This is a genomic window from Enterobacter cloacae complex sp. FDA-CDC-AR_0132, from assembly GCF_003010695.1.
GTDB classification, from domain to species: Bacteria; Pseudomonadota; Gammaproteobacteria; order Enterobacterales; family Enterobacteriaceae; genus Enterobacter; species Enterobacter ludwigii.
Genome location: NZ_CP027618.1, coordinates 1752616 through 1773387, shown reverse-complemented (window position 1 = coordinate 1773387; position 20772 = coordinate 1752616). Strand labels below are relative to the sequence as shown.

The 20772-nt window shown below is 54.2% G+C and carries 23 protein-coding genes; 16 read left to right on the top strand and 7 right to left on the bottom strand.

Annotated elements, in window-relative coordinates; translation table 11 throughout:
* The first annotated feature begins 51 nt into the window (after positions 1–51).
* The 7 genes from rfaQ to coaD all read left to right on the top strand — a co-directional run bounded on the left by rfaQ (position 52) and on the right by coaD (position 6943).
* Complete coding sequence (rfaQ, locus tag AM379_RS08625; protein ID WP_082209493.1) at positions 52–1119, top strand: putative lipopolysaccharide heptosyltransferase III; 1068 nt, start codon at positions 52–54, stop codon at positions 1117–1119.
* Positions 1119–2246, top strand: coding sequence for a glycosyltransferase family 4 protein (locus AM379_RS08620; RefSeq protein ID WP_032679323.1), 1128 nt, complete (start codon positions 1119–1121; stop codon positions 2244–2246). The genes rfaQ and AM379_RS08620 overlap by 1 nt, the downstream gene beginning before the upstream one ends.
* A 2-nt stretch (positions 2247–2248) precedes the next feature.
* Positions 2249–3346, top strand: coding sequence for a glycosyltransferase (locus AM379_RS08615; RefSeq protein WP_032679322.1), 1098 nt, complete (start codon positions 2249–2251; stop codon positions 3344–3346).
* Positions 3347–3360: 14 nt separating this feature from the next.
* Complete coding sequence (locus tag AM379_RS08610; RefSeq protein ID WP_032679321.1) at positions 3361–4350, top strand: glycosyltransferase; 990 nt, start codon at positions 3361–3363, stop codon at positions 4348–4350.
* A gap of 65 nt (positions 4351–4415) precedes the next feature.
* Positions 4416–5690, top strand: a complete 1275-nt coding sequence (gene waaA / locus AM379_RS08605; RefSeq protein ID WP_014168058.1) for a lipid IV(A) 3-deoxy-D-manno-octulosonic acid transferase — start codon at positions 4416–4418, stop codon at positions 5688–5690.
* Positions 5690–6460 carry a glycosyltransferase family 2 protein gene (locus tag AM379_RS08600; RefSeq protein ID WP_032679320.1) on the top strand — a complete coding sequence of 257 codons (771 nt, stop codon included), beginning with the start codon at positions 5690–5692 and terminating at the stop codon, positions 6458–6460. Before waaA ends, AM379_RS08600 begins: the two co-directional genes overlap by 1 nt.
* Positions 6461–6463: 3 nt before the next feature.
* Positions 6464–6943 (top strand): pantetheine-phosphate adenylyltransferase, encoded by a 480-nt coding sequence (gene coaD, locus AM379_RS08595; protein ID WP_014168056.1) that lies wholly within the window; start codon positions 6464–6466, stop codon positions 6941–6943.
* 2 nt (positions 6944–6945) lie between these two features.
* Here the strand turns inward: coaD and mutM are convergent, their stop codons facing one another.
* From mutM to radC, 4 genes are all read right to left on the bottom strand, one after another.
* Positions 6946–7755, bottom strand: a complete 810-nt coding sequence (gene mutM, locus AM379_RS08590) for a bifunctional DNA-formamidopyrimidine glycosylase/DNA-(apurinic or apyrimidinic site) lyase (protein WP_032679319.1) — start codon at positions 7753–7755, stop codon at positions 6946–6948.
* Positions 7756–7829: 74 nt separating this feature from the next.
* A complete protein-coding gene (rpmG, locus tag AM379_RS08585) occupies positions 7830–7997 on the bottom strand; it encodes a 50S ribosomal protein L33 (RefSeq protein ID WP_003024094.1) in 168 nt (55 codons plus the stop codon).
* A 22-nt stretch (positions 7998–8019) separates the two neighbouring features.
* Positions 8020–8256: a 50S ribosomal protein L28 gene (gene rpmB, locus AM379_RS08580; protein WP_002436699.1), complete on the bottom strand. Its 237-nt coding sequence runs from the start codon at positions 8254–8256 to the stop codon at positions 8020–8022.
* Positions 8257–8473: 217 nt separating this feature from the next.
* Positions 8474–9139 (bottom strand): RadC family protein, encoded by a 666-nt coding sequence (gene radC, locus AM379_RS08575; RefSeq protein ID WP_020882690.1) that lies wholly within the window; start codon positions 9137–9139, stop codon positions 8474–8476.
* Positions 9140–9311: 172 nt separating this feature from the next.
* Here radC and coaBC point away from each other — a divergent pair, with 172 nt between their 5' ends.
* The 3 genes from coaBC to slmA all read left to right on the top strand — a co-directional run bounded on the left by coaBC (position 9312) and on the right by slmA (position 11676).
* Positions 9312–10523 carry a bifunctional phosphopantothenoylcysteine decarboxylase/phosphopantothenate--cysteine ligase CoaBC gene (gene coaBC, locus AM379_RS08570; RefSeq protein ID WP_106504351.1) on the top strand — a complete coding sequence of 404 codons (1212 nt, stop codon included), beginning with the start codon at positions 9312–9314 and terminating at the stop codon, positions 10521–10523.
* Complete coding sequence (gene dut, locus AM379_RS08565) at positions 10501–10959, top strand: dUTP diphosphatase (RefSeq protein ID WP_014168052.1); 459 nt, start codon at positions 10501–10503, stop codon at positions 10957–10959. The genes coaBC and dut overlap by 23 nt, the downstream gene beginning before the upstream one ends.
* Positions 10960–11079: 120 nt before the next feature.
* The gene (slmA, locus tag AM379_RS08560; protein WP_020882692.1) at positions 11080–11676 is read left to right on the top strand and encodes a nucleoid occlusion factor SlmA; all 597 of its coding nucleotides are present in this window, start codon (positions 11080–11082) and stop codon (positions 11674–11676) included.
* 39 nt (positions 11677–11715) lie between these two features.
* On the opposite strand, the gene pyrE is transcribed toward slmA, so the two are convergent.
* Positions 11716–12357, bottom strand: a complete 642-nt coding sequence (pyrE, locus tag AM379_RS08555; RefSeq protein WP_014168048.1) for an orotate phosphoribosyltransferase — start codon at positions 12355–12357, stop codon at positions 11716–11718.
* Positions 12358–12425: 68 nt separating this feature from the next.
* Positions 12426–13142 (bottom strand): ribonuclease PH, encoded by a 717-nt coding sequence (gene rph, locus AM379_RS08550; RefSeq protein WP_013094888.1) that lies wholly within the window; start codon positions 13140–13142, stop codon positions 12426–12428.
* A gap of 125 nt (positions 13143–13267) precedes the next feature.
* Here rph and AM379_RS08540 point away from each other — a divergent pair, with 125 nt between their 5' ends.
* Both AM379_RS08540 and AM379_RS08535 read left to right on the top strand, forming a co-directional pair.
* Positions 13268–14131 carry a YicC/YloC family endoribonuclease gene (locus AM379_RS08540; protein WP_020882693.1) on the top strand — a complete coding sequence of 288 codons (864 nt, stop codon included), beginning with the start codon at positions 13268–13270 and terminating at the stop codon, positions 14129–14131.
* 251 nt (positions 14132–14382) lie between these two features.
* A complete protein-coding gene (locus tag AM379_RS08535) occupies positions 14383–15000 on the top strand; it encodes a trimeric intracellular cation channel family protein (RefSeq protein WP_020882694.1) in 618 nt (205 codons plus the stop codon).
* 68 nt (positions 15001–15068) lie between these two features.
* Here AM379_RS08535 and ligB read toward each other — a convergent pair whose 3' ends face one another.
* Positions 15069–16739: an NAD-dependent DNA ligase LigB gene (gene ligB / locus AM379_RS08530; RefSeq protein ID WP_106503606.1), complete on the bottom strand. Its 1671-nt coding sequence runs from the start codon at positions 16737–16739 to the stop codon at positions 15069–15071.
* Positions 16740–16990: 251 nt separating this feature from the next.
* On the opposite strand from ligB, the gene gmk reads away from it, so the two are divergent.
* From gmk to trmH, 4 genes are read left to right on the top strand one after another with little or no spacing between them, the layout of a single operon-like run.
* Positions 16991–17614 (top strand): guanylate kinase, encoded by a 624-nt coding sequence (gene gmk, locus AM379_RS08525; protein WP_014168044.1) that lies wholly within the window; start codon positions 16991–16993, stop codon positions 17612–17614.
* Positions 17615–17668: 54 nt separating this feature from the next.
* Positions 17669–17944, top strand: coding sequence for a DNA-directed RNA polymerase subunit omega (gene rpoZ / locus AM379_RS08520; protein WP_000135058.1), 276 nt, complete (start codon positions 17669–17671; stop codon positions 17942–17944).
* Between the two features lie 19 nt (positions 17945–17963).
* Positions 17964–20078, top strand: coding sequence for a bifunctional GTP diphosphokinase/guanosine-3',5'-bis pyrophosphate 3'-pyrophosphohydrolase (gene spoT / locus AM379_RS08515; RefSeq protein ID WP_014168043.1), 2115 nt, complete (start codon positions 17964–17966; stop codon positions 20076–20078).
* Between the two features lie 4 nt (positions 20079–20082).
* Positions 20083–20772: a tRNA (guanosine(18)-2'-O)-methyltransferase TrmH gene (trmH, locus tag AM379_RS08510; protein WP_014168042.1), complete on the top strand. Its 690-nt coding sequence runs from the start codon at positions 20083–20085 to the stop codon at positions 20770–20772.

Genomic DNA, 20772 nt, shown 5'->3' with positions numbered 1-20772 from the left:
GCAAGTCGCCATCAGGTCTATTAGAATTGCTGACAGTATACCGCTGATAAGATGATGATGATTAACCTACTCGACACGCCTGATTTACGTATTTTACTTATCAAACTTCGACATCATGGCGACATGTTACTTACAACTCCGGTCATTAATTCGTTACGTCAAAAATGGCCCACGGCGCAAATCGATGTTCTTCTTTATGAAGAGACACGCGATATGCTCGCCGCGCATCCGGCGATCGGCACCATTTACGGTATAGATCGTAAATGGAAGCAGCTCGGCACCCTGAAACATCTGCAAAAAGAGTGGCAGTTACTCTGTGCCTTAAGAGCGCAGCGTTATCATCTGGTGATTAACCTTGCCGATCAGTGGCGCAGCGCCATTGTCACCCGTTTCACCGGCGCGCCAGTACGCCTCGGGTTCGCGTTTAACAAGCGAAAAAACGCGTTCTGGCGTTTTTGCCATACCGATTTGGTTTCCGTCGCCAATCACCCGTCTCTCCATACCGTTGAACAAAATCTTTCTATTCTTTCACCGTTGCCCGTCCCGGCTCAGCCAGCCGTCACTATGGCCTACCGCGCAGAGGACTGGGATCGTGCGCGCCAGCTACTGACGCAACAGGGTGTGGCTGATAACTACGTGGTGATCCAGCCAACGTCACGCTGGTTCTTTAAATGCTGGGACGAAGGCAAGATGGCGCAAACCATCTCGGCACTCCAGCAGGATGGCCACACTGTAGTTCTCACCGCAGGCCCGGATAAAAAAGAGCTGGCAATGATAGACCGCATTCTCGCCGCGGCGCCAAAAACGGGCGTAGTCTCACTGGCCGGTCAACTCACGTTGCGCCAGCTGGCATCACTTATCGATCATGCGCGCCTCTTTATTGGCGTCGATTCCGTTCCGATGCACATGGCCGCCGCGCTTCAGACGCCGTGCATTGCTCTCTTCGGCCCGTCAAAACGGGTGTTCTGGTCGCCATGGCAGGTCAACGGTGAAGTCATCTGGGCTGGCGATTTTGGCCCACTTCCCGACCCGGACGCCATTGATACCAAAACAACTGAACGCTATCTCGACGCCATTCCCGTTGATGTCGTGGTCTCCGCCGCCAGGAGATACCTGTAATGAAACACCATCGTCTGGCGATTGTTCGCCAAAAATACCGCCCTGATGGCGGGGCGGAACGCTTCGTTTCCCGCGCACTTACCGCACTGAGCAACCAAAACCTGGAACTCAACGTCATCACGCGTGAGTGGCAGGGGGAGAAGCAGGACGACTGGCATATCCATATTTGCGACCCGCGTAAATGGGGCCGAATCAGTCGCGAACGCGGGTTTGCACATGCCGCGCGTGCGCTGTGGGAACAGCAGCAGTTTGACATTGTGCAGAGCCACGAGCGTATTCCTGGCTGCGATATTTACCGCGCAGGGGATGGCGTGCATCGGCGTTGGCTGCTGCAGCGTGCGCGCATTCTGCCTGCCTGGCGTGCACAACTTCTGATGCACGATCGCTACCATCGCTACGTCATGCACGCCGAACGTGAAATGTATCAGGCTCCTGAATTGAAAGCCGTTATCTGCAATGCGGAGATGATCAAACGCGAAATCATCGAAGACTTTGATATTGACGCAAAAAAGATACATGTGATTTATAATTCAATTGATTCCAGCCGCTTCGTTCCGGCAACCGAAGGACAGCGCGCTGCACTGCGTCAGCAGCTCGGATTGCCTGTCGATGCCGTGGTGTGGTGTTTCGTCGGGTCAGGTTTTGAACGTAAGGGGCTGGCCAGCGCTATCCGCGCTATTGCGGGCACACCCGCGTGGCTGATTGTGGTTGGACAGGATAAAGCAGAAAGTCGTTACCGTGACCTCGCCCGTTCATTGGGCTGTGAGGGGCAAATTCGCTTCCTGGGGATGCAAAAAGAGACACTACCATTTTACCAGGTATCCGATGGATTACTGCTGCCAACGCTGTATGATCCTTTTCCAAACGTCATTCTTGAAGCGATGGCCTGCGGTTTGCCCGTCATTACTTCAGTGAGTTGCGGTGGTGCAGAGTTTATTGAGCAAGGTCAGAATGGCTTTTACTGTGATGCACTTGATATCAGCAGATTGAAGGAGGCAGTCATGACCCTTCCATCTTTGGATAAGAATAACGATATGGGGCGGGCAGCGCGTGAGCGCGTAAAAGAAGCGACCCCAGAAAAATTATCAAGTCAGCTTATTTCGCTTTATCAAAAATTACTGGATTAAAAATGCGCATCCTAATGATTATTGATGGTTTGCCCGGTGGAGGAGCCGAAAAAACGGTTCTCACCCTCTCCAGCGGATTGATAGAAATGGGGCATCAGGTCTCCCTTTTCTCCCTGCGAAAGGTGTGCGACTACGCCATCCCGGCAGGCATTGATTATCAGGTCATTCAGGATACGTGTAAAAAGCCCTGGAGAAAGCTCACCGAGATCCCGCGCCGGGCGCAACTGCTGGACAATGCCATTGAGCAGGCTGAGCGCAGCGGGAAGTTCGACGTCATATTCTCGCACCTGCATAAAACCGATCGTATTGTGGCGCACAGTCGTGCGCTGGATCGCGATAAGGTCTGGTTCTGCGTGCATGGCATGTTCTCATTCTCCTACCTGCGTCATCGCCACGGCCTTTCACGCTGGTTTAAGCATTACAAAATTCGTCATACCTACGAAAACCGAAACGTTGTCGCCGTCTCCGCCGCCGTGCTGAAAGATCTCTCAGAGACGCTGTCCATCGACCTTCGTCGCAAAGCGGTTATCCATAATCCCTTTGATATTCCTGAAATCCAGCGTCTGGCGGATGCGCCTTTTGAGATGCAGGGGCAGGATTACATTATTCACGTGGGTCGTTTTCATGAACATAAACGCCACGACCGCCTTCTGCGTGCCTATGCGCAGAGCAAAATAGACGCATCGCTGGTGATGATGGGCAACGGTTCTGACACCAAAATTCAACAGCTTAAACAGTTAGCGAAAGAACTCGGGATCGAAGACAAGGTTATTTTCCGCCCCTTCGAGTCTAACCCTTATCCGTGGATTAAAGGCGCACGGCTTTTAGTGTTAAGTTCTGACTGTGAAGGTTTTGGTAACGTACTGGTAGAATCCATCATCTGCCAGACGCCGCCTGTCAGTACGAACTGTCCTGGCGGGCCCGCTGAAATCCTCACGGGTACGCTGGCGCGCGGGCTGTCGGAGATGAATGACGAATCACTGGCGAAAACACTGGCCGATCTCTATACCTCCCCGCCTGTCGTTGATAGCGCAACGATCGCGTCGTTCGGGATAAATGCCATTTGCCAGCAATATGTTGCGTTGGTAGACAATCAATAATAATCAGGTTTCTTATGCAAAATTCAGCGCCATTATTAAGCGTGGTGGTTGCCGTTTATAACGGCGAAGCTTTCCTGGATCAGTTCTTTACCTGCCTTGCGAATCAACAGATCGACAGTATGGAAGTCATCATCGTCAATGATGGCTCCACGGACAGTTCGATGCAGATAGTCGAAACCTGGCGTGAAAAACTGCCGCAAATGCAGGTTATCGAACAGGAAAATCAGGGTGTATCCATTGCGCGCAATACCGGTCTGGCCGTCGCTACCGGCCAATATCTCTCATTCCCGGATATTGATGATGTCTTTAAGCCCGGCATGTATCAGCGCTTGCTTGATATGGCCATCACGCAGAATCTGGATGTCGCCACCTGCAACGGAAACTACGTCTGGGAAAACAATAAGAAGCCTTCACGGCCGATTTTCCCGGAAGACAAGCTGGCCTCGACAGGCGTCATGACCGGTGCGGCCTGGTTAAAAAAAGCGCTCGACTCACGCAAGTTTCTGCATGTGACCTGGCTGAATATCTATCGCCACGACTTTATTCGTCAGAACGGTTTTCGTTTTGAGCCCGGCCTGCGCCATCAGGATATCCCGTGGACTACCGAAGTCTTGCTCGCGGCTGACCGCGTGCAGTACACCAGTGAACGTTTTTACGACTATTACATTCACTCCGCATCGGTTTCCCATATGCCGGACAATGATGACACGCTGATTCGCTCGGCGCGCCATTACATGAAAATTCTGCAAATGCTGGATGCCATCAACCAGCGTTATCCGGAAAAAGTGAAAGATATCCCCGCCTGCCACTGGCAAATCGCCAAAGAGGGGCTTGGGATCATTCATACCTTCGACAATATGAAGGATGTGCAGAAGAAGTCGATGATAATAAAAGAGTTCTTCGACGCGGGTATCTGGAGGCTTATCTGGAAAAGTGCCAAAAGCCCCCGTTTGCGCTGGCGCCTGGGCCGACGCTACTTCCGTTTAAAACGGTATCTGGCATAAGAGATAGCTTTACCCGGCTTAAATGCTTAGAATTTCCCCGCCGAAACTAAAAAACGGATAATCGCTTGGAATTGTTGTATACCGCCCTGCTCTACATCATCCAGCCACTGGTGTGGCTGCGACTGTTGCTTCGTAGCCGTAAAGCGCCTGCGTATCGTAAACGCTGGGCTGAACGCTATGGTTACTGCCGCAATAAAGTCGTGCCGGACGGTATTTTGCTGCATTCCGTTTCTGTGGGCGAAACGCTGGCGGCGATCCCGCTGGTTCGCGCCCTTCGTCACCGCTATCCGTCACTGCCGATCACGGTCACGACCATGACGCCGACGGGGTCTGAACGCGCATTATCGGCGTTCGGTAAAGACGTTCAACACGTCTATTTGCCTTACGACCTGCCTTGCGCCATGAACCGCTTCCTGAATACCGTTCGCCCGAAACTGGTGATCGTCATGGAAACCGAACTGTGGCCAAATATGATTTCCGCCCTGCATGCCCGTAAAATTCCGCTGGTGATTGCCAACGCGCGCCTTTCAGAGCGCTCGGCGAAAGGTTACGGCAAGTTAGGTAAATTTATGCGCCGCCTGCTCAGCCGAATTACGCTGATTGCCGCGCAGAATGAAGAAGACGCGGCGCGCTTTCTCGCTCTGGGCCTGAAACGCAACCAGCTTGCGGTGACGGGTAGCCTGAAGTTCGATATCTCCGTCACGCCTGAACTCGCCGCCCGTGCGATTACGCTGCGTCGCCAGTGGGCACCGCGTCGCCAGGTGTGGATTGCAACCAGTACCCATGACGGCGAAGAAGCCATTATCCTGCAGGCCCATCGTAAGCTGCTGGAAAAATTCCCCGATTTGCTGCTGATTCTGGTCCCCCGTCACCCCGAACGTTTTAAAGATGCGCGTGAGATGGTGCAGAAAGGCGGCTTCAGCTTTACCCTGCGCAGCAGCGGTGAGATCCCCTCCGGCAGCACTCAGGTGGTGATTGGCGATACAATGGGCGAGCTGATGCTGCTTTACGGCATTGCCGATCTGGCTTTTGTCGGCGGCAGCCTTGTGGAGCGCGGCGGCCATAATCCGCTTGAGCCGGCCGCACACGCCATTCCGGTGCTGATGGGCCCACACACGTTTAACTTCAAAGATATCTGCGCTAAATTGCAGCAAGCCGACGGGTTAATTACCGTGACCGACGCGGACTCGGTGGTCAAAGAGGTCTCAACCCTTCTGACCGACGAAGATTACCGCCTCTGGTATGGTCGCCATGCTGTCGAAGTGCTGCATCAGAACCAGGGCGCACTCACTCGTCTGCTGCAACTTCTGCAACCTTATCTGCCTCAGCGGAGCCACTAATGTCAACGCGTCTGTCGGTCGTGATGATCGCCAAAAACGCCGCCGACCTGCTTCCGGACTGCCTGGCCTCCGTCGCCTGGGCTGACGAAATTGTCCTTCTCGACTCCGGCAGCGAGGACAACACGGTGGATGTCGCCCGTGCCGCGGGTGCAAAGGTCTTTATCGATACCGACTGGCAAGGCTACGGCATCCAGCGACAGCGCGCGCAGCGCTATGCTACTGGCGATTACGTGCTGATGCTGGACACTGACGAGCGCATTACACCAGAGCTCCGCCAGGCCATTCAGGCGGTGCTGGCAGCACCTCAGCCTGGCGCGGTATACAGCATTGCACGTCGCAACTATTTCCTTGGCCGTTTTATGCGCCACAGCGGCTGGTATCCAGACCGCGTAATGCGCCTCTACGAGCGTGAGCGATATCAGTACAACGATAATCTGGTCCATGAATCCCTGGCATGCGACAGTGCCCCCGTCATTCCTCTGACGGGCGATCTGCTGCATCTGACCTGCCGGGATTTCGCCAGCTTCCAGCGCAAACAGCTTAACTATGCCACCGCATGGGCACAGGAGCGCCACCTGCGCGGCAAGAAGGCCACGCTGACCGGTATTTTCACCCACACGCTGGGGGCATTTCTGAAAACACTGCTGCTGCGAGGCGGCGTGCTGGACGGTAAACAGGGGTGGTTACTGGCGGTGGTGAATGCCCAGTATACTTTTAACAAATACACCGAGCTGTGGGCGCTTTGCCGCGGCTACTCAGAGAAAACGTGAGCCATGAGCACAAAAGCGATTTATCCGGGTACCTTTGATCCCATCACCAACGGTCATCTTGACATCATCACCCGTGCGGCATGCATGTTTGATAAGGTGATTCTGGCGATCGCCGCCAGCCCCAGTAAGAAACCCATGTTCGATCTCAATGAGCGCGTTGCACTTGCCACTGACGCTATCTCACATCTGCCAAACGTCGAGGTAGTGGGCTTCAGCGATCTGATGGCCAACTTCGCCCGTGCCCGGCAGGCTAATATTTTGATCCGTGGGTTACGCGCGGTGGCTGACTTCGAATACGAAATGCAGCTGGCGCACATGAACCGCCACCTGATGCCAGAGCTGGAGAGCGTGTTCCTGATGCCCTCAAAAGAGTGGTCGTTTATCTCTTCCTCGCTGGTCAAAGAGGTGGCGCGTCATCACGGTGACGTGACCCATTTCCTGCCGGCTAACGTCCATCAGGCGTTGATGGAAAAATTAAAGTAGCCCTATTTCTGGCACTGACGGCAATAGAACGTGGCGCGCTGAGCGTGCTTCGTTGCAATAATCGGTGTCCCACAGACTCTGCACGGCTCACCCTTACGGCCATATACCTGCAGCTCCTGGGCAAAATAGCCGGGTTTACCGTCGCTCTGCAGGAAGTCCTTCAGGGTGGTCCCCCCTTGCTCAATCGAACGCAGCAGCACCGCTTTAATCACCCGGACCAGCAGTTCACACTCCTGGGATGACAGCGATGAGGCCAGCCGATCGGGATGGATCCCGGCGGCAAACAGCGATTCGCTGGCATAAATATTCCCTACTCCCACCACCAGCTTATTGTCCATCAGCCACGGTTTGATCGGAGTTTTCTTCTTTGCACACTTCGCTTTCAGGTATTCCGCGTTAAACGCCTCTGAGAGCGGCTCTGGCCCCAGATGCGCCAGAACGCTGTGTCCTTCAAGCTCTTTGGTCCACAGCCATGCGCCAAAGCGTCGTGGGTCGGTGTAACGCAGCACTTTACCGTTGCTCATCACCAGATCGACATGGTCATGCTTTTCCGCGGGCAGTTCTTCGGTAAGGATGCGCAGACTACCGGACATACCGAGATGGATGATAATCCAGCCGTCGGGCAGCTCCAGCAGCAGATATTTGGCGCGACGCTGGACGCTGAGAATCGGTTTATCGCTTAACGCATGGATTTCATCGGACACCGGCCAACGCAGGCGACCGTTGCGAACGATAGCATGAAGAATAGTCGCGCCGACCAGATGCGGCTCAATACCGCGGCGGCTGGTCTCTACCTCAGGTAATTCAGGCATGGTTCCTCCGGAGTAAGATGCAGAATGCAAAAAACCCCGCAGTTGCGGGGTTTTTCAATACAAGGAGGCTAAAATTATTTGATTTTAGCTTCTTTGTACAGTACGTGCTGGCGTACAACTGGATCGAATTTTTTCAGTTCCAGTTTTTCCGGCTTAGTACGTTTGTTCTTCGTGGTGGTGTAGAAGTGACCTGTACCAGCAGAAGAAACCAGCTTGATTTTCTCGCGAATACCTTTAGCCATGATTTATTTCCTCTTTAAGTACTTAGTACTTTTCGCCACGGGCACGCAGTTCGGACAGAACTGTATCAATGCCTTTCTTATCGATTACACGCATACCTTTAGCAGATACGCGCAGGGTGACAAAACGCTTCTCGCTCTCAACCCAGAAACGGTGAGAGTGCAGGTTCGGCAGGAAACGGCGTTTAGTCGCGTTCAGTGCGTGGGAACGGTTGTTACCGGTCACCGGACGCTTGCCAGTAACTTGGCAGACTCGGGACATGTCTATTCTCCAAAAATCAAATTAGCTCGAGCTTCGTATGGGGTATCGGCGCCTCGTCAGGCTTTACAGCCCGGTCATCGCATAGTTCTATTGAACTCTCGATTGCCAGGCCCAAATGCCAAACCCGAGATTCTCAAAGGTGGCGTAGTATACGCTGACTCGGCGGTGTGCTCAAGTCCCGAACAGACAAAGATCCCGATGGATCGCGAGAAATAGCCTAAATCCAGCCATGTTCTGCAAAAGAAATGTACTCGCCGCGACCAATTATCAGATGGTCGAGCACACGAATGTCCATGAATTGACAGCATTTGATAATGCGTTCGGTCATCTCTTTGTCAGCTCTGCTTGGTTCTGCACAGCCAGAGGGGTGATTATGCGCGAGTATCACGCCGGCTGCATTCACTTTTATCGCTTCCCGCACAATTTCTCGCGGATGAACCTCAACGTGGCTCAGTGTTCCGGAAAAAAGACGGCTATGTTTTAGTACCCGGTTCCTGTTATCAAGAAAGATCACCATAAAGATCTCGCGCTCCAAATCTGATAGCTGGCTCTGGAGAAATACGCGTGTCATATCCGGGGTGAGTATGGGATCTTCCTCTTCCATACGGACGTCGTAAAAACGGCGGGCCAGTTCAGCAATCCCCCTCAGTTGGGCGAACTTCGCCACGCCAATTCCTTCGACGTGCCTGAATTCCGTCAGATCCGCCGTCAATAAGCCATACAGCGAACCAAAATGGTCGATGAGCTCCTTTGCCAGCGTAAATACCGTTTTGCCGGGCGTTCCGGTGCGTAAAAAGAGTGCCAGCAACTCGTCGTCCTTTAACAACGTGACGCCATAGCGCAGCATTTTTTCACGCGGTAGCAGCAGTTCAGTCTCTTCCATGCCTGTCTCCTTCGGTTTGCCATCATGCTGCCACAGCCACCCCCGGCGCTCGACGCCCACTTTTCATTCCTGCGTAACGCCTCGCAAACTGGCCGAAGGACAAAATCACCCCCTTTTTGGGATTGTGATAAAATGCCCGCTCTCTGGTGAAACCCAACAGGAAAGAATCATGATGAGCCTGGCCGGTAAAAAAATCGTTCTTGGCGTGAGCGGCGGTATTGCTGCCTATAAAGCGCCGGAGCTGGTGCGTCGTTTGCGCGAGCGCGGGGCGGATGTGCGGGTCGCGATAACGGAAGGCGGCAAAGCCTTTATCACGCCTCTGAGCCTGCAGGCCGTTTCAGGGTACCCCGTCTCTGACAGCCTCCTTGATCCGGCCGCCGAAGCCGCGATGGGCCATATTGAGCTGGGAAAATGGGCAGACCTGGTTATCCTTGCCCCCGCCACAGCAGATTTAATTGCCCGCGTAGCAGCCGGCATGGCAAACGATCTGGTCTCGACCATTTGCCTGGCCACGCCCGCACCTGTTGCCGTCGTCCCCGCGATGAACCAGCAGATGTACCGCAACGCCGCCACCCAGCATAATCTGACGACGCTGGCCTCACGCGGCCTGCTCATCTGGGGGCCGGACAGCGGTAGCCAGGCGTGTGGTGATGTGGGTCCTGGTCGTATGCTTGACCCGCTGACCATCGTTGAGCTGGCCGCCGGCCATTTTTCGCCTGTCAACGATCTGCAACATCTCAACATCATGATTACCGCGGGTCCAACGCGCGAGCCGCTGGACCCGGTGCGTTACATTACCAACCATAGCTCCGGTAAAATGGGCTTTGCCATTGCTGCCGCGGCGGCAAAACGCGGTGCAAAGGTCACGCTGGTGAGCGGCCCGGTCTCGTTACCGACACCGCCATTTGTGCAGCGTATTGATGTCACCACCGCCCTGGAGATGGACGCCGCCGTACAGGCGCATGCGCAGAACCAGCAGATTTTTATTGGCTGTGCGGCTGTTGCAGATTACCGTGCCGAAACCATTTCCGGGTCAAAAATTAAAAAGCAAGGCGATGAATTAACACTAAAAATGGTGAAAAATCCGGACATTGTTGCGGGTGTCGCCGCACTGAAAAACCATCGTCCTTACGTTGTTGGGTTTGCCGCAGAAACAAATAATGTGGAAGAATATGCCCGGCAAAAACGTACCCGCAAAAACCTCGATTTGATTTGCGCGAACGACGTATCGCTGGCCACGCAAGGATTTAACAGCGACAACAACGCACTGCACCTTTTCTGGCAGGATGGAGATAAAGTCTTACCGCTTGAGCGCAAGGAACTCCTGGGCCAACAATTACTGGACGAGATCGTTACCCGTTATGATGAAAAAAATCGACGTTAAGATTCTGGACCCGCGTGTTGGTAAGCAATTTGCGCTGCCAACCTATGCCACCTCCGGCTCTGCCGGTCTTGACCTGCGCGCCTGTCTCGATGACGCCGTAGAGCTGGCTCCGGGTGCAACCACCCTGATCCCAACCGGCCTGGCAATCCACATTGCTGACCCGTCGCTGGCAGCGGTGATCCTGCCGCGTTCTGGTCTGGGTCATAAGCATGGAGTGGTACTGGGTAACCTGGTCGGCCTGATCGACTCTGACTACCAGGGTCAACTGATGGTTTCCGTCTGGAACCGTGGTCAGGACAGCTTCACCATTGAACCGGGCGAGCGTATCGCACAGATGGTCTTTGTACCGGTGGTTCAGGCAGAATTTAACCTGGTGGAAGACTTTGACGCCACCGACCGTGGCGAAGGCGGCTTCGGCCATTCCGGGCGCAAATAACCGCCCGACCGACACGTATCTCACAGCGCCATAATGCAATAACAAACCGCAAACGTCAGTTTGCGGTCGCTGTGTGGATGCCAGCCTGGCAAGTGCTTATTTTCAGGGGTATTTTGTAACATGGCAGAAAAACAAACCGCGAAAAGGAACCGTCGCGAAGAAATACTTCAATCTCTGGCGCTGATGCTTGAATCCAGCGATGGTAGTCAACGCATCACCACCGCAAAACTGGCCGCCTCCGTGGGCGTGTCTGAAGCGGCGTTGTATCGTCATTTTCCGAGCAAAACCCGGATGTTTGACAGTCTGATCGAATTTATCGAAGACAGTCTGATCACTCGCATCAACCTGATTCTGAAAGACGAAAAAGACACGACTGCGCGTTTGCGTCTGATTGTGCAGCTCATTCTGGGCTTTGGTGAACGCAATCCGGGCTTAACCCGTATCCTGACTGGCCACGCGCTGATGTTCGAGCAGGACCGATTGCAGGGCCGTATTAACCAGCTCTTCGAGCGTATTGAAGCACAACTGCGCCAGGTACTGCGCGAGAAAAAAATGCGTGAGGGTGAAGGTTACAGCACCGATGAAACGCTGCTGGCAAGTCAGATCCTGTCGTTTTGCGAAGGCATGCTCTCCCGCTTTGTTCGCAGCGAGTTTAAATACCGTCCAACGGACGATTTTGACGCCCGTTGGCCGTTAGTGGCGGCACAGCTGCAATAGTCTTCAGGCCCGGTAAGCAGAACGCCACCGGGCTTGATATTACACGCCGAAAGCTTCGCGATACCCACGTACCGCAGCCAGATGATCCGCCATCTCAGGCTTCTCTTCCAGATACGCAATCAGGTCTTTCAGGGTGATGATCGACGTCACTTTACAGCCGTAATCGCGCTCAACTTCCTGAATAGCAGAGATTTCGCCACGCCCGCGTTCCTGACGATCCAAAGAGATCAGCACGCCAGCAAGCGTAGCGCCGTTGGCCTGAATAATCTCCATCGATTCGCGAATAGCGGTACCGGCGGTGATCACATCGTCCACCAGCATAACGCGACCCTGCAGCGCGCTGCCTACCAGATTACCGCCTTCACCGTGGGTTTTAGCCTCTTTACGGTTAAAGCAGTACGGTACGTCGCGGTCGTGGTGTTCCGCCAGCGCAACCGCAGTGGTAGTGGCAATCGGAATGCCTTTATAGGCCGGGCCAAACAGCAGGTCAAAATCAATGCCGGAGTCCACCAGCGCTTCGGCATAGAAACGGCCTAACAATGCCAGATCGCGCCCGGTATTAAACAGTCCGGCGTTGAAGAAATAGGGGCTCTTACGCCCGGATTTCAGCGTAAACTCGCCAAATTTCAGGACCTGCTTGTTAAGCGCAAACTCAATAAACTCACGCTGCCAGGATTTCATGGGCTTACTCCTCCGACTTTTGCTTTTGTACGAACAAAAAAAAGGCGACTCATCAGTCGCCTTTAAAATCAATTTTCTAACGCCGCCTTCTGCGTCGTTACGATAGATTCAATTCCCCCTCGGGCCAACGCCAGCAAGGTAAGAAGTTCTTCATGGGTGAACGGCTCACCTTCTGCCGTGCCCTGCACCTCAATGATGCGACCGTCTTCAGTCATCACCACGTTCATGTCAGTCTCGGCAGCGGAATCTTCGACGTATTCCAGATCGCAAAGCGCTTCACCGTTAACGATACCCACGGAAACAGCCGCGACCATCCCTTTCATCGGATTCGTTTTCAGCTTACCGGCTGCAACCAGCTTATTCAGGGCATCAGCCAGCGCTACACATGCACCGGTAATCGACGCCGTACGCGTACCACCGTCTGCCTGAATGACGTCGCAGTCCAGAGTAATGGTAAATTCACCCAGAGTTTTCAGATCAACGGCGGCGCGCAGCGCACGTGCGATCAGACGCTGGATTTCCATGGTACGGCCGCCCTGCTTGCCTTTTGCCGCTTCGCGGGCGTTACGGGTATGGGTTGCACGCGGCAACATGCCATATTCCGCAGTGATCCAGCCCTGGCCCTGACCTTTCAGGAAGCGTGGAACGCCCTCTTCGATGGACGCGGTGCACAGCACTTTGGTGTCACCAAACTCAACCAGTACGGAGCCTTCTGCGTGTTTTGTATAGTTACGGGTCAGGGTGACGGGACGCACCTGATTGGCGCTACGACCTGCTGGACGCATAATGAAATCTCCGGCTTGAAACGAATGTGGCTGCGCATTATACGGATAAAGGACGCTTATTCCTATCCTGAGAAGCCCCCGAAAGCTATAATCCCCCCATCTCTCCTTTAAAAACGGGAATGTCTATGATCCGCAGTATGACCGCCTACGCCCGGCGTGAAATCAAGGGTAGCTGGGGTAGCGCTACATGGGAAATGCGCTCGGTAAACCAGCGCTACCTGGAAACGTATTTCCGTATGCCGGAGCAGTTCCGCAGCCTTGAACCTGTTGTGCGCGAGCGTATCCGTGCTCGTCTGACGCGCGGTAAAGTGGAATGTAACCTGCGTTTTGAGCCTGATGCCAGCGCCCAGGGTGAGCTGATCCTCAACGAAAAACTGGCGAAACAGCTCGTTACTGCAGCGAACTGGGTCAAGATGCAAAGCGATGAAGGGGAAATCAACCCGGTCGATATTCTGCGCTGGCCTGGCGTCATGGCCGCCGGTGAGCAGGATCTGGACACGATTGCCGCAGAAATTCTCAGTGCCCTCGACAGCACGCTGGATGACTTTATCATTGCCCGCGAAACTGAAGGCCAGGCCCTCAAAGCGATGATTGAGCAGCGTCTGGAAGGCGTGACCACCGAAGTGGCTAAAGTCCGCACCCACATGCCTGCGGTCCTGCAATGGCAGCGTGAGCGCCTGGTGGCCAAACTGGAAGAAGCGGAAGTTCAGCTGGAAAATACCCGTCTGGAACAAGAGCTGGTGCTAATGGCACAGCGCATTGACGTCGCCGAAGAGCTGGATCGTCTGGAAGCGCACGTTAAAGAGACTTACAACATCCTGAAGAAGAAAGAAGCTGTAGGGCGTCGCCTCGACTTTATGATGCAGGAGTTCAACCGCGAGTCGAACACCCTGGCCTCTAAGTCGATCAATGCTGAAGTGACCAACTCCGCCATTGAACTGAAAGTGCTGATTGAGCAGATGCGCGAGCAGATCCAGAATATCGAGTAACGCTTTATTCAAGCCGCTTTCTCATCATGGCCCCGTTCAGGGGCCATTTTTTTATCGGAACAGGCTATCGGCGGCAAACGCCTATAACATGAGTAATTGTAATGTGAAAATTACCGTTTATCGCCATCACACCCAGCCAAACAACGTTCAGTCATTACCAAAAATAAGGCTAACACCCTCACACAAGAAAAAATAAATCGTGACAGACCGCACAAAACGCTACCCTATTGCCCTCAATATCGGGGGAACACATGCTGCTACATATCCTTTATCTCGTCGGGATCACTGCCGAAGCCATGACCGGTGCACTCGCTGCCGGACGCCGTCGTATGGATACGTTTGGGGTCATCATTATTGCTACCGCCACCGCACTGGGAGGCGGATCGGTACGTGATATCCTGCTGGGGCATTACCCTCTCGGCTGGGTTAAGCACCCCGAGTACATCATCATCGTGGCTGTCGCCGCAGTGCTGACCACTATCCTTGCTCCTGTAATGCCCCATCTTCGACGTCTGTTTTTAGTGCTTGATGCTCTGGGCCTGGTCGTGTTCTCCATCATCGGGGCACAAATTGCGCTGGATATGGGCGAAAGCCCGGTGATTGCCACTATTGCCGCAGTCGTGACGGGCGTATTTGGCGGCGTACTGCGCGATATGTTCTGCAAACGCATTCCCCTGGTCTTTCAAAAAGAGCTCTACGCCGGGATATCCTTTGCATCAGCCGTTCTGTATATCGCTTTACAGCATTATGTTTCCAGCCATGACGTCGTGGTCATCGCCACCTTGTTATTTGGCTTCACGGCTCGCTTGCTTGCGCTGCGCTTGAAACTGGGACTGCCCGTGTTTCATTACACTCAGGACACCCACTGACTGGCCGCTATCTATTCTCCCCGATAAGATAGCGGCGTTTATCCGCGATAAGCGACAGCAAGCGCATGTCAGAATCCTTGCACTCCCTGCTTGCCGAGCCAGGCAACCAGGCCGGCAATGCCGGGATCATGAATAAACGCAACGAGCTGCCGGGCTTTCTCCTTTCCTGTGCCGGGAAGTGCCTGCCAGTCTGCTGCGTTACGCTCACGCATTTTCTGCCACGTCAGGTCTCCCATAGCGTTTAGCGAGGCCTGCGTCAGCGGAACACCCAATGCCATGATCCAACGAATAAAGGGTCGCTCACGTACCAGATTAAAGCGATGCCAGAGCGCCAGCCCGCGTGCTGCGGAAAACCCCGGGGTAGACTGCAGCTGCGCCTGCGTTAATGTCAGCCATGAGAAGATATGTTCAAAATGATGCGCCTGATGCAGCGCCCGCCAGCCTGACTCACCGACTCCTTCAATATTCAGCACGTGCTTTGAACTGAGCCACTTCAGGCGGGCAAAGAACTGCTCCATACACGCCGGCGAGGCGTAAAAACAGCTCTGCGCATGATAATGCGAGGCCGGGGGTGTGGGCTTTTGTCTCTCTTCCCCCCGCCAGACCACCTTATCGAACCGCGGGATACCCTGCCCGGCCAGACTTACCTGTATCTGATCACCCGTCGCAATATCCAGCCTTTGCCAGCGTTCAACGGACCCAAGACTGACCCGTTGTACCTGCTTATCATCCAGCAGGACAGGGACCAGCGCCGCCACGACCGAGATTTTTCCCGTGCGCCCCACGGCAAAATGAATATCTCTTACTTCGGCAATCTGTGCGACCGGGGGGTATTTCCATGCGACGACCCAGCTGCCTTCTCCGGGCAACCAGTTTTCGCCGGGAGGAGCATCCGCGGACCGCACCACAATGCCGTCCGTGGCAAAGGGTAATGCCGTGTTGTGCCACGTCGAGCGCTGTTTCTCGACAGCATCAACAGTCTGTACAGGCAGGGTATAACGCGCCGTCAGGGAAAAGCCGGCTTTAGATAACTCAGACAGCGCACTCGACATCACTTTCGGCCCATCCGGCCAGGCCCAGATAAATATCCCTGTCTGGCTCAGAAGCGGACTGTCCTTTTGCCGCATCATCGCGCCCGCCACTTTTGCCCGTGCGTTCATTCCCCCCATCTGTCGCTGAAGATGGTTGTCGCGTAACCAAAAAAGCTCTCCCTGTAAGACGCTGTTGGTCAGCGCTCCGGTCACTTTTTTGGGCACTGCGGGAATTAAATACACTTGTGCAGTCCAGTCTTCACCTTTAAGCCCATCACCACGACTGATGGCCTGGGTTAACTTTCCGTCGCGATACACCAGCGTCACTGCCACCCCATCGACTTTTGGCTGCATCCAGAGAGTGTCACGACCACGCATCCACTGGCGTAGCTCTTCTTTACTGGCCGCTTTATGCACTCCCGTATGGGCAACAGGATGTCTTACGCTCCCCGTAAGAACCGGTAAGGCCTCCTCAGAAGGTATATCGCCGAAGCAGCGCTGCCACTGCTTTAAACGGCCATTGAGCTGGTCATAGACGTCGTCATTCACCTCGCTCACGCCCTGCTTCCAGTAGGCATCATCCCAGCGTTTGACTTGCGCACTCAACGTCGCAATCTCTTTCTCTGCTTTTGCCTGAGACCACACGGGGCACACCGCCGCACCGTAGCCGCACCACAACAGCATTAATCCGCTCATCCATCGCCACATCGCCACCCCTCCTTTACGTTGGTGGAGGTATAACCCGACGCGGAAAACCGTGCTAATGGCAATCTTTCACTCTGCGAGGCGTTGTCAGAGGTTTATTTTTATTGCTGCAAAACAGCTGTAAAACCTGAAAACGGCGCGCAAAATTCAATAATGCAGGGGAAAAAGTGTGACAAAGGCTACGTCACACAGCGGCGACGTGTATAATAAGCCCGTATGTAGGACTTCTTCGTTAACACATACAAAAGACTCTCATGGCTCAAGGCACGCTTTATATTGTTTCTGCCCCTAGTGGCGCGGGTAAATCCAGCCTTATTCAGGCACTGTTAAAAACCCAACCGTTGTACGACACACAGGTTTCTGTTTCTCACACCACGCGTAAACCGCGTCCGGGTGAAGTGCACGGTGAACACTATTTCTTTGTTGATCACGATGAATTCAGAGCGATGATTGGCAGAGACGCGTTTCTTGAACACGCAGAAGTTTTCGGTAACTACTACGGCACTTCGCGTGAAACCATTGAGCAGGTTCTGGCCACGGGCGTAAATGTGTTCCTGGATATCGACTGGCAGGGCGCACAGCAGATTCGCAAGAAAATGCCTGATTCACGCAGTATCTTTATTTTACCGCCATCGAAAGATGAGCTGGATCGCCGACTGCGTGGCCGCGGTCAGGACAGCGAGGAAGTGATCGCCCGGCGTATGGAGCAGGCAGTTGCAGAAATGAGCCATTACGCGGAATATGATTACCTTATTGTGAATGATGATTTTGATGCCGCGCTGAGCGATCTCAAAACCATTCTTCGCGCAGAACGCTTGCGTATGAGCCGCCAGAAGCAGCGACATGACGCATTAATCACCAAACTGTTGGCAGACTGAACCCACTTTCAGTATCATGCCCAGTCATTTCTTCACCTGTGGAGCATTTTAAGTATGGCACGCGTAACTGTTCAGGACGCTGTAGAGAAAATTGGTAACCGTTTTGACCTGGTGCTGGTCGCCGCGCGTCGCGCTCGTCAGATGCAGGTAGGCGGTAAAGATCCGCTGGTACCGGAAGAAAACGATAAAACTACCGTTATTGCACTTCGCGAAATCGAAGAAGGTCTGATCAACAATCAGATCCTCGACGTACGTGAGCGCCAGGAGCAGCAAGAGCAGGAAGCCGCAGAACTGCAGGCCGTAACCGCCATTGCTGAAGGTCGTCGTTAATTAAACCTGCGGGTCGCCCTTGTATCTGTTTGAAAGCCTGAATCAACTGATTCAAACTTACCTGCCTGAAGACCAGATTAAGCGTCTTCAGCAGGCGTATCTCGTTGCACGTGACGCTCACGAGGGCCAGGCACGTTCAAGCGGTGAACCCTATATCACGCACCCGGTAGCGGTGGCCTGTATTCTGGCCGAGATGAAACTCGACTACGAAACGCTGATGGCTGCCCTGCTGCATGATGTGATCGAAGACACCCCTGCCACCTACCAGGATATGGAACAGCTGTTTGGCAAAAGCGTTGCCGAGCTGGTGGAAGGGGTCTCTAAGCTTGATAAGCTGAAATTCCGCGACAAGAAAGAGGCGCAAGCCGAAAACTTTCGCAAGATGATTATGGCGATGGTGCAGGATATCCGCGTCATTCTTATCAAACTTGCTGACCGTACCCACAATATGCGCACGCTGGGCTCACTTCGCCCGGACAAACGTCGCCGCATTGCCCGTGAAACCCTCGAAATCTACAGTCCGCTGGCGCACCGTTTAGGTATCCACCACATTAAAACCGAGCTGGAAGAGCTGGGTTTTGAAGCGTTATACCCGAACCGCTATCGCGTGATTAAAGAGGTGGTGAAAGCCGCACGCGGCAACCGTAAAGAGATGATTCAAAAGATCCTCTCTGAAATTGAAGGGCGTTTACAGGAAGCGGGAATTCCGTGCCGCGTCAGCGGTCGCGAAAAACATCTGTACTCCATCTACTGCAAAATGGTGCTCAAAGAGCAGCGTTTTCATTCGATCATGGATATCTACGCGTTCCGCGTGATCGTCCACGACTCTGATACCTGCTACCGCGTGCTGGGCCAGATGCACAGCCTGTACAAACCGCGTCCAGGGCGCATGAAAGATTACATCGCCATTCCAAAAGCGAACGGCTATCAATCTTTGCACACCTCGATGATCGGTCCACACGGCGTGCCTGTTGAAGTGCAGATCCGCACCGAAGACATGGACCAGATGGCGGAGATGGGTGTGGCTGCACACTGGGCTTATAAAGAGCACGGTGGCGAAAGCAGTACAACCGCACAAATCCGCGCCCAGCGCTGGATGCAAAGCCTGCTGGAGCTGCAGCAGAGTGCAGGTAGCTCGTTTGAATTTATCGAGAGCGTTAAATCCGATCTCTTCCCGGATGAGATTTACGTTTTCACCCCAGAAGGCCGCATTGTCGAACTGCCAGCAGGCGCTACGCCGGTCGACTTTGCTTACGCCGTGCATACCGATATCGGCCACGCCTGCGTGGGCGCGCGTGTCGACAGGCAGCCTTATCCGCTCTCTCAGCCGCTTTCCAGCGGCCAGACGGTGGAAATTATTACCGCACCGGGCGCACGTCCGAACGCGGCCTGGCTGAACTTTGTCGTGAGTTCCAAAGCACGCGCCAAAATTCGCCAGTTGCTGAAAAACCTCAAGCGCGATGATTCTGTCAGCCTGGGGCGTCGTCTGCTCAACCATGCGTTGGGTGGTAGCCGTAAGCTGGCTGAAATCCCGAAAGAGAACATTCAGCGTGAGCTGGAGCGCATGAAGCTCGCCTCGCTTGATGACCTGCTGGCAGAAATCGGTCTCGGCAACGCCATGAGCGTGGTCGTGGCGAAGAACCTGCAGCAGGGTGATACCACGGCGATCCCGACGACGACGCAAAGCCACGGTCATCTGCCGATCAAAGGCGCGGACGGCGTACTTATCACCTTCGCGAAATGTTGCCGTCCTATCCCGGGTGACCCGATTATTGCGCACGTCAGTCCGGGTAAAGGGCTGGTTATCCACCACGAATCCTGTCGTAACATCCGCGGTTATCAAAAAGAGGCGGAGAAGTTCATGGCAGTCGAGTGGGATAAAGAGACGGCACAGGAATTTATCACCGAAATTAAGGTGGATATGTTCAACCACCAGGGTGCCCTGGCGAACCTGACGGCAGCAATCAATACGGCCTCTTCCAACATTCAGAGCCTGAACACGGAAGAGAAAGATGGCCGCGTCTACAGCGCCTTTATTCGTCTGACCGCCCGTGACCGCGTGCATCTGGCGAACATTATGCGCAAGATCCGCGTGATGCCGGACGTGATTAAAGTCACCCGTAACCGAAACTAGACTTATGAATTCAAAACGTTACGAGCGTATCTGCGAAATGCTCGCCAGGCGTCAGCCTGACCTGACGGTCTGCATGGAGCAGGTCCACAAACCTCATAACGTCTCTGCAATTGTCCGTACCGCAGACGCCGTAGGCGTGCATGAAGTGCACGCCGTCTGGCCGGGTGCCCGCATGCGAACCATGGCTTCAACTGCCGCAGGCAGTAACAGCTGGGTGTCTGTCAAAACCCACCAGACTATTGGCGAAGCCGTATCGCACCTGAAAGGTCGCGGTATGCAGGTCCTGGCCACTAACCTGTCCGCAAAAGCCGTCGATTTTCGTGAGATCGACTACACCCGCCCGACCTGTATTTTGATGGGTCAGGAGAAAACCGGGATCACCCAGGAAGCGCTGGATCTGGCGGATCAGGATATCATCATCCCCATGATCGGCATGGTGCAGTCTCTCAATGTCTCCGTGGCCTCTGCGCTCATTCTCTATGAAGCGCAGCGCCAGCGTCAGAACGCGGGTATGTACAAGCGCAGCAACAGCATGCTGCCGGAAGAGGAGCAGCAGCGCCTGCTGTTCGAAGGTGGTTACCCGGTGCTGGCTCGCGTCGCGAAACAGAAAAAACTGCCTTACCCCCACGTCAACGCGCAGGGCGAAATTGAAGCCGATGCCGAGTGGTGGGCCACCATGCAGTACGCAGGGTAA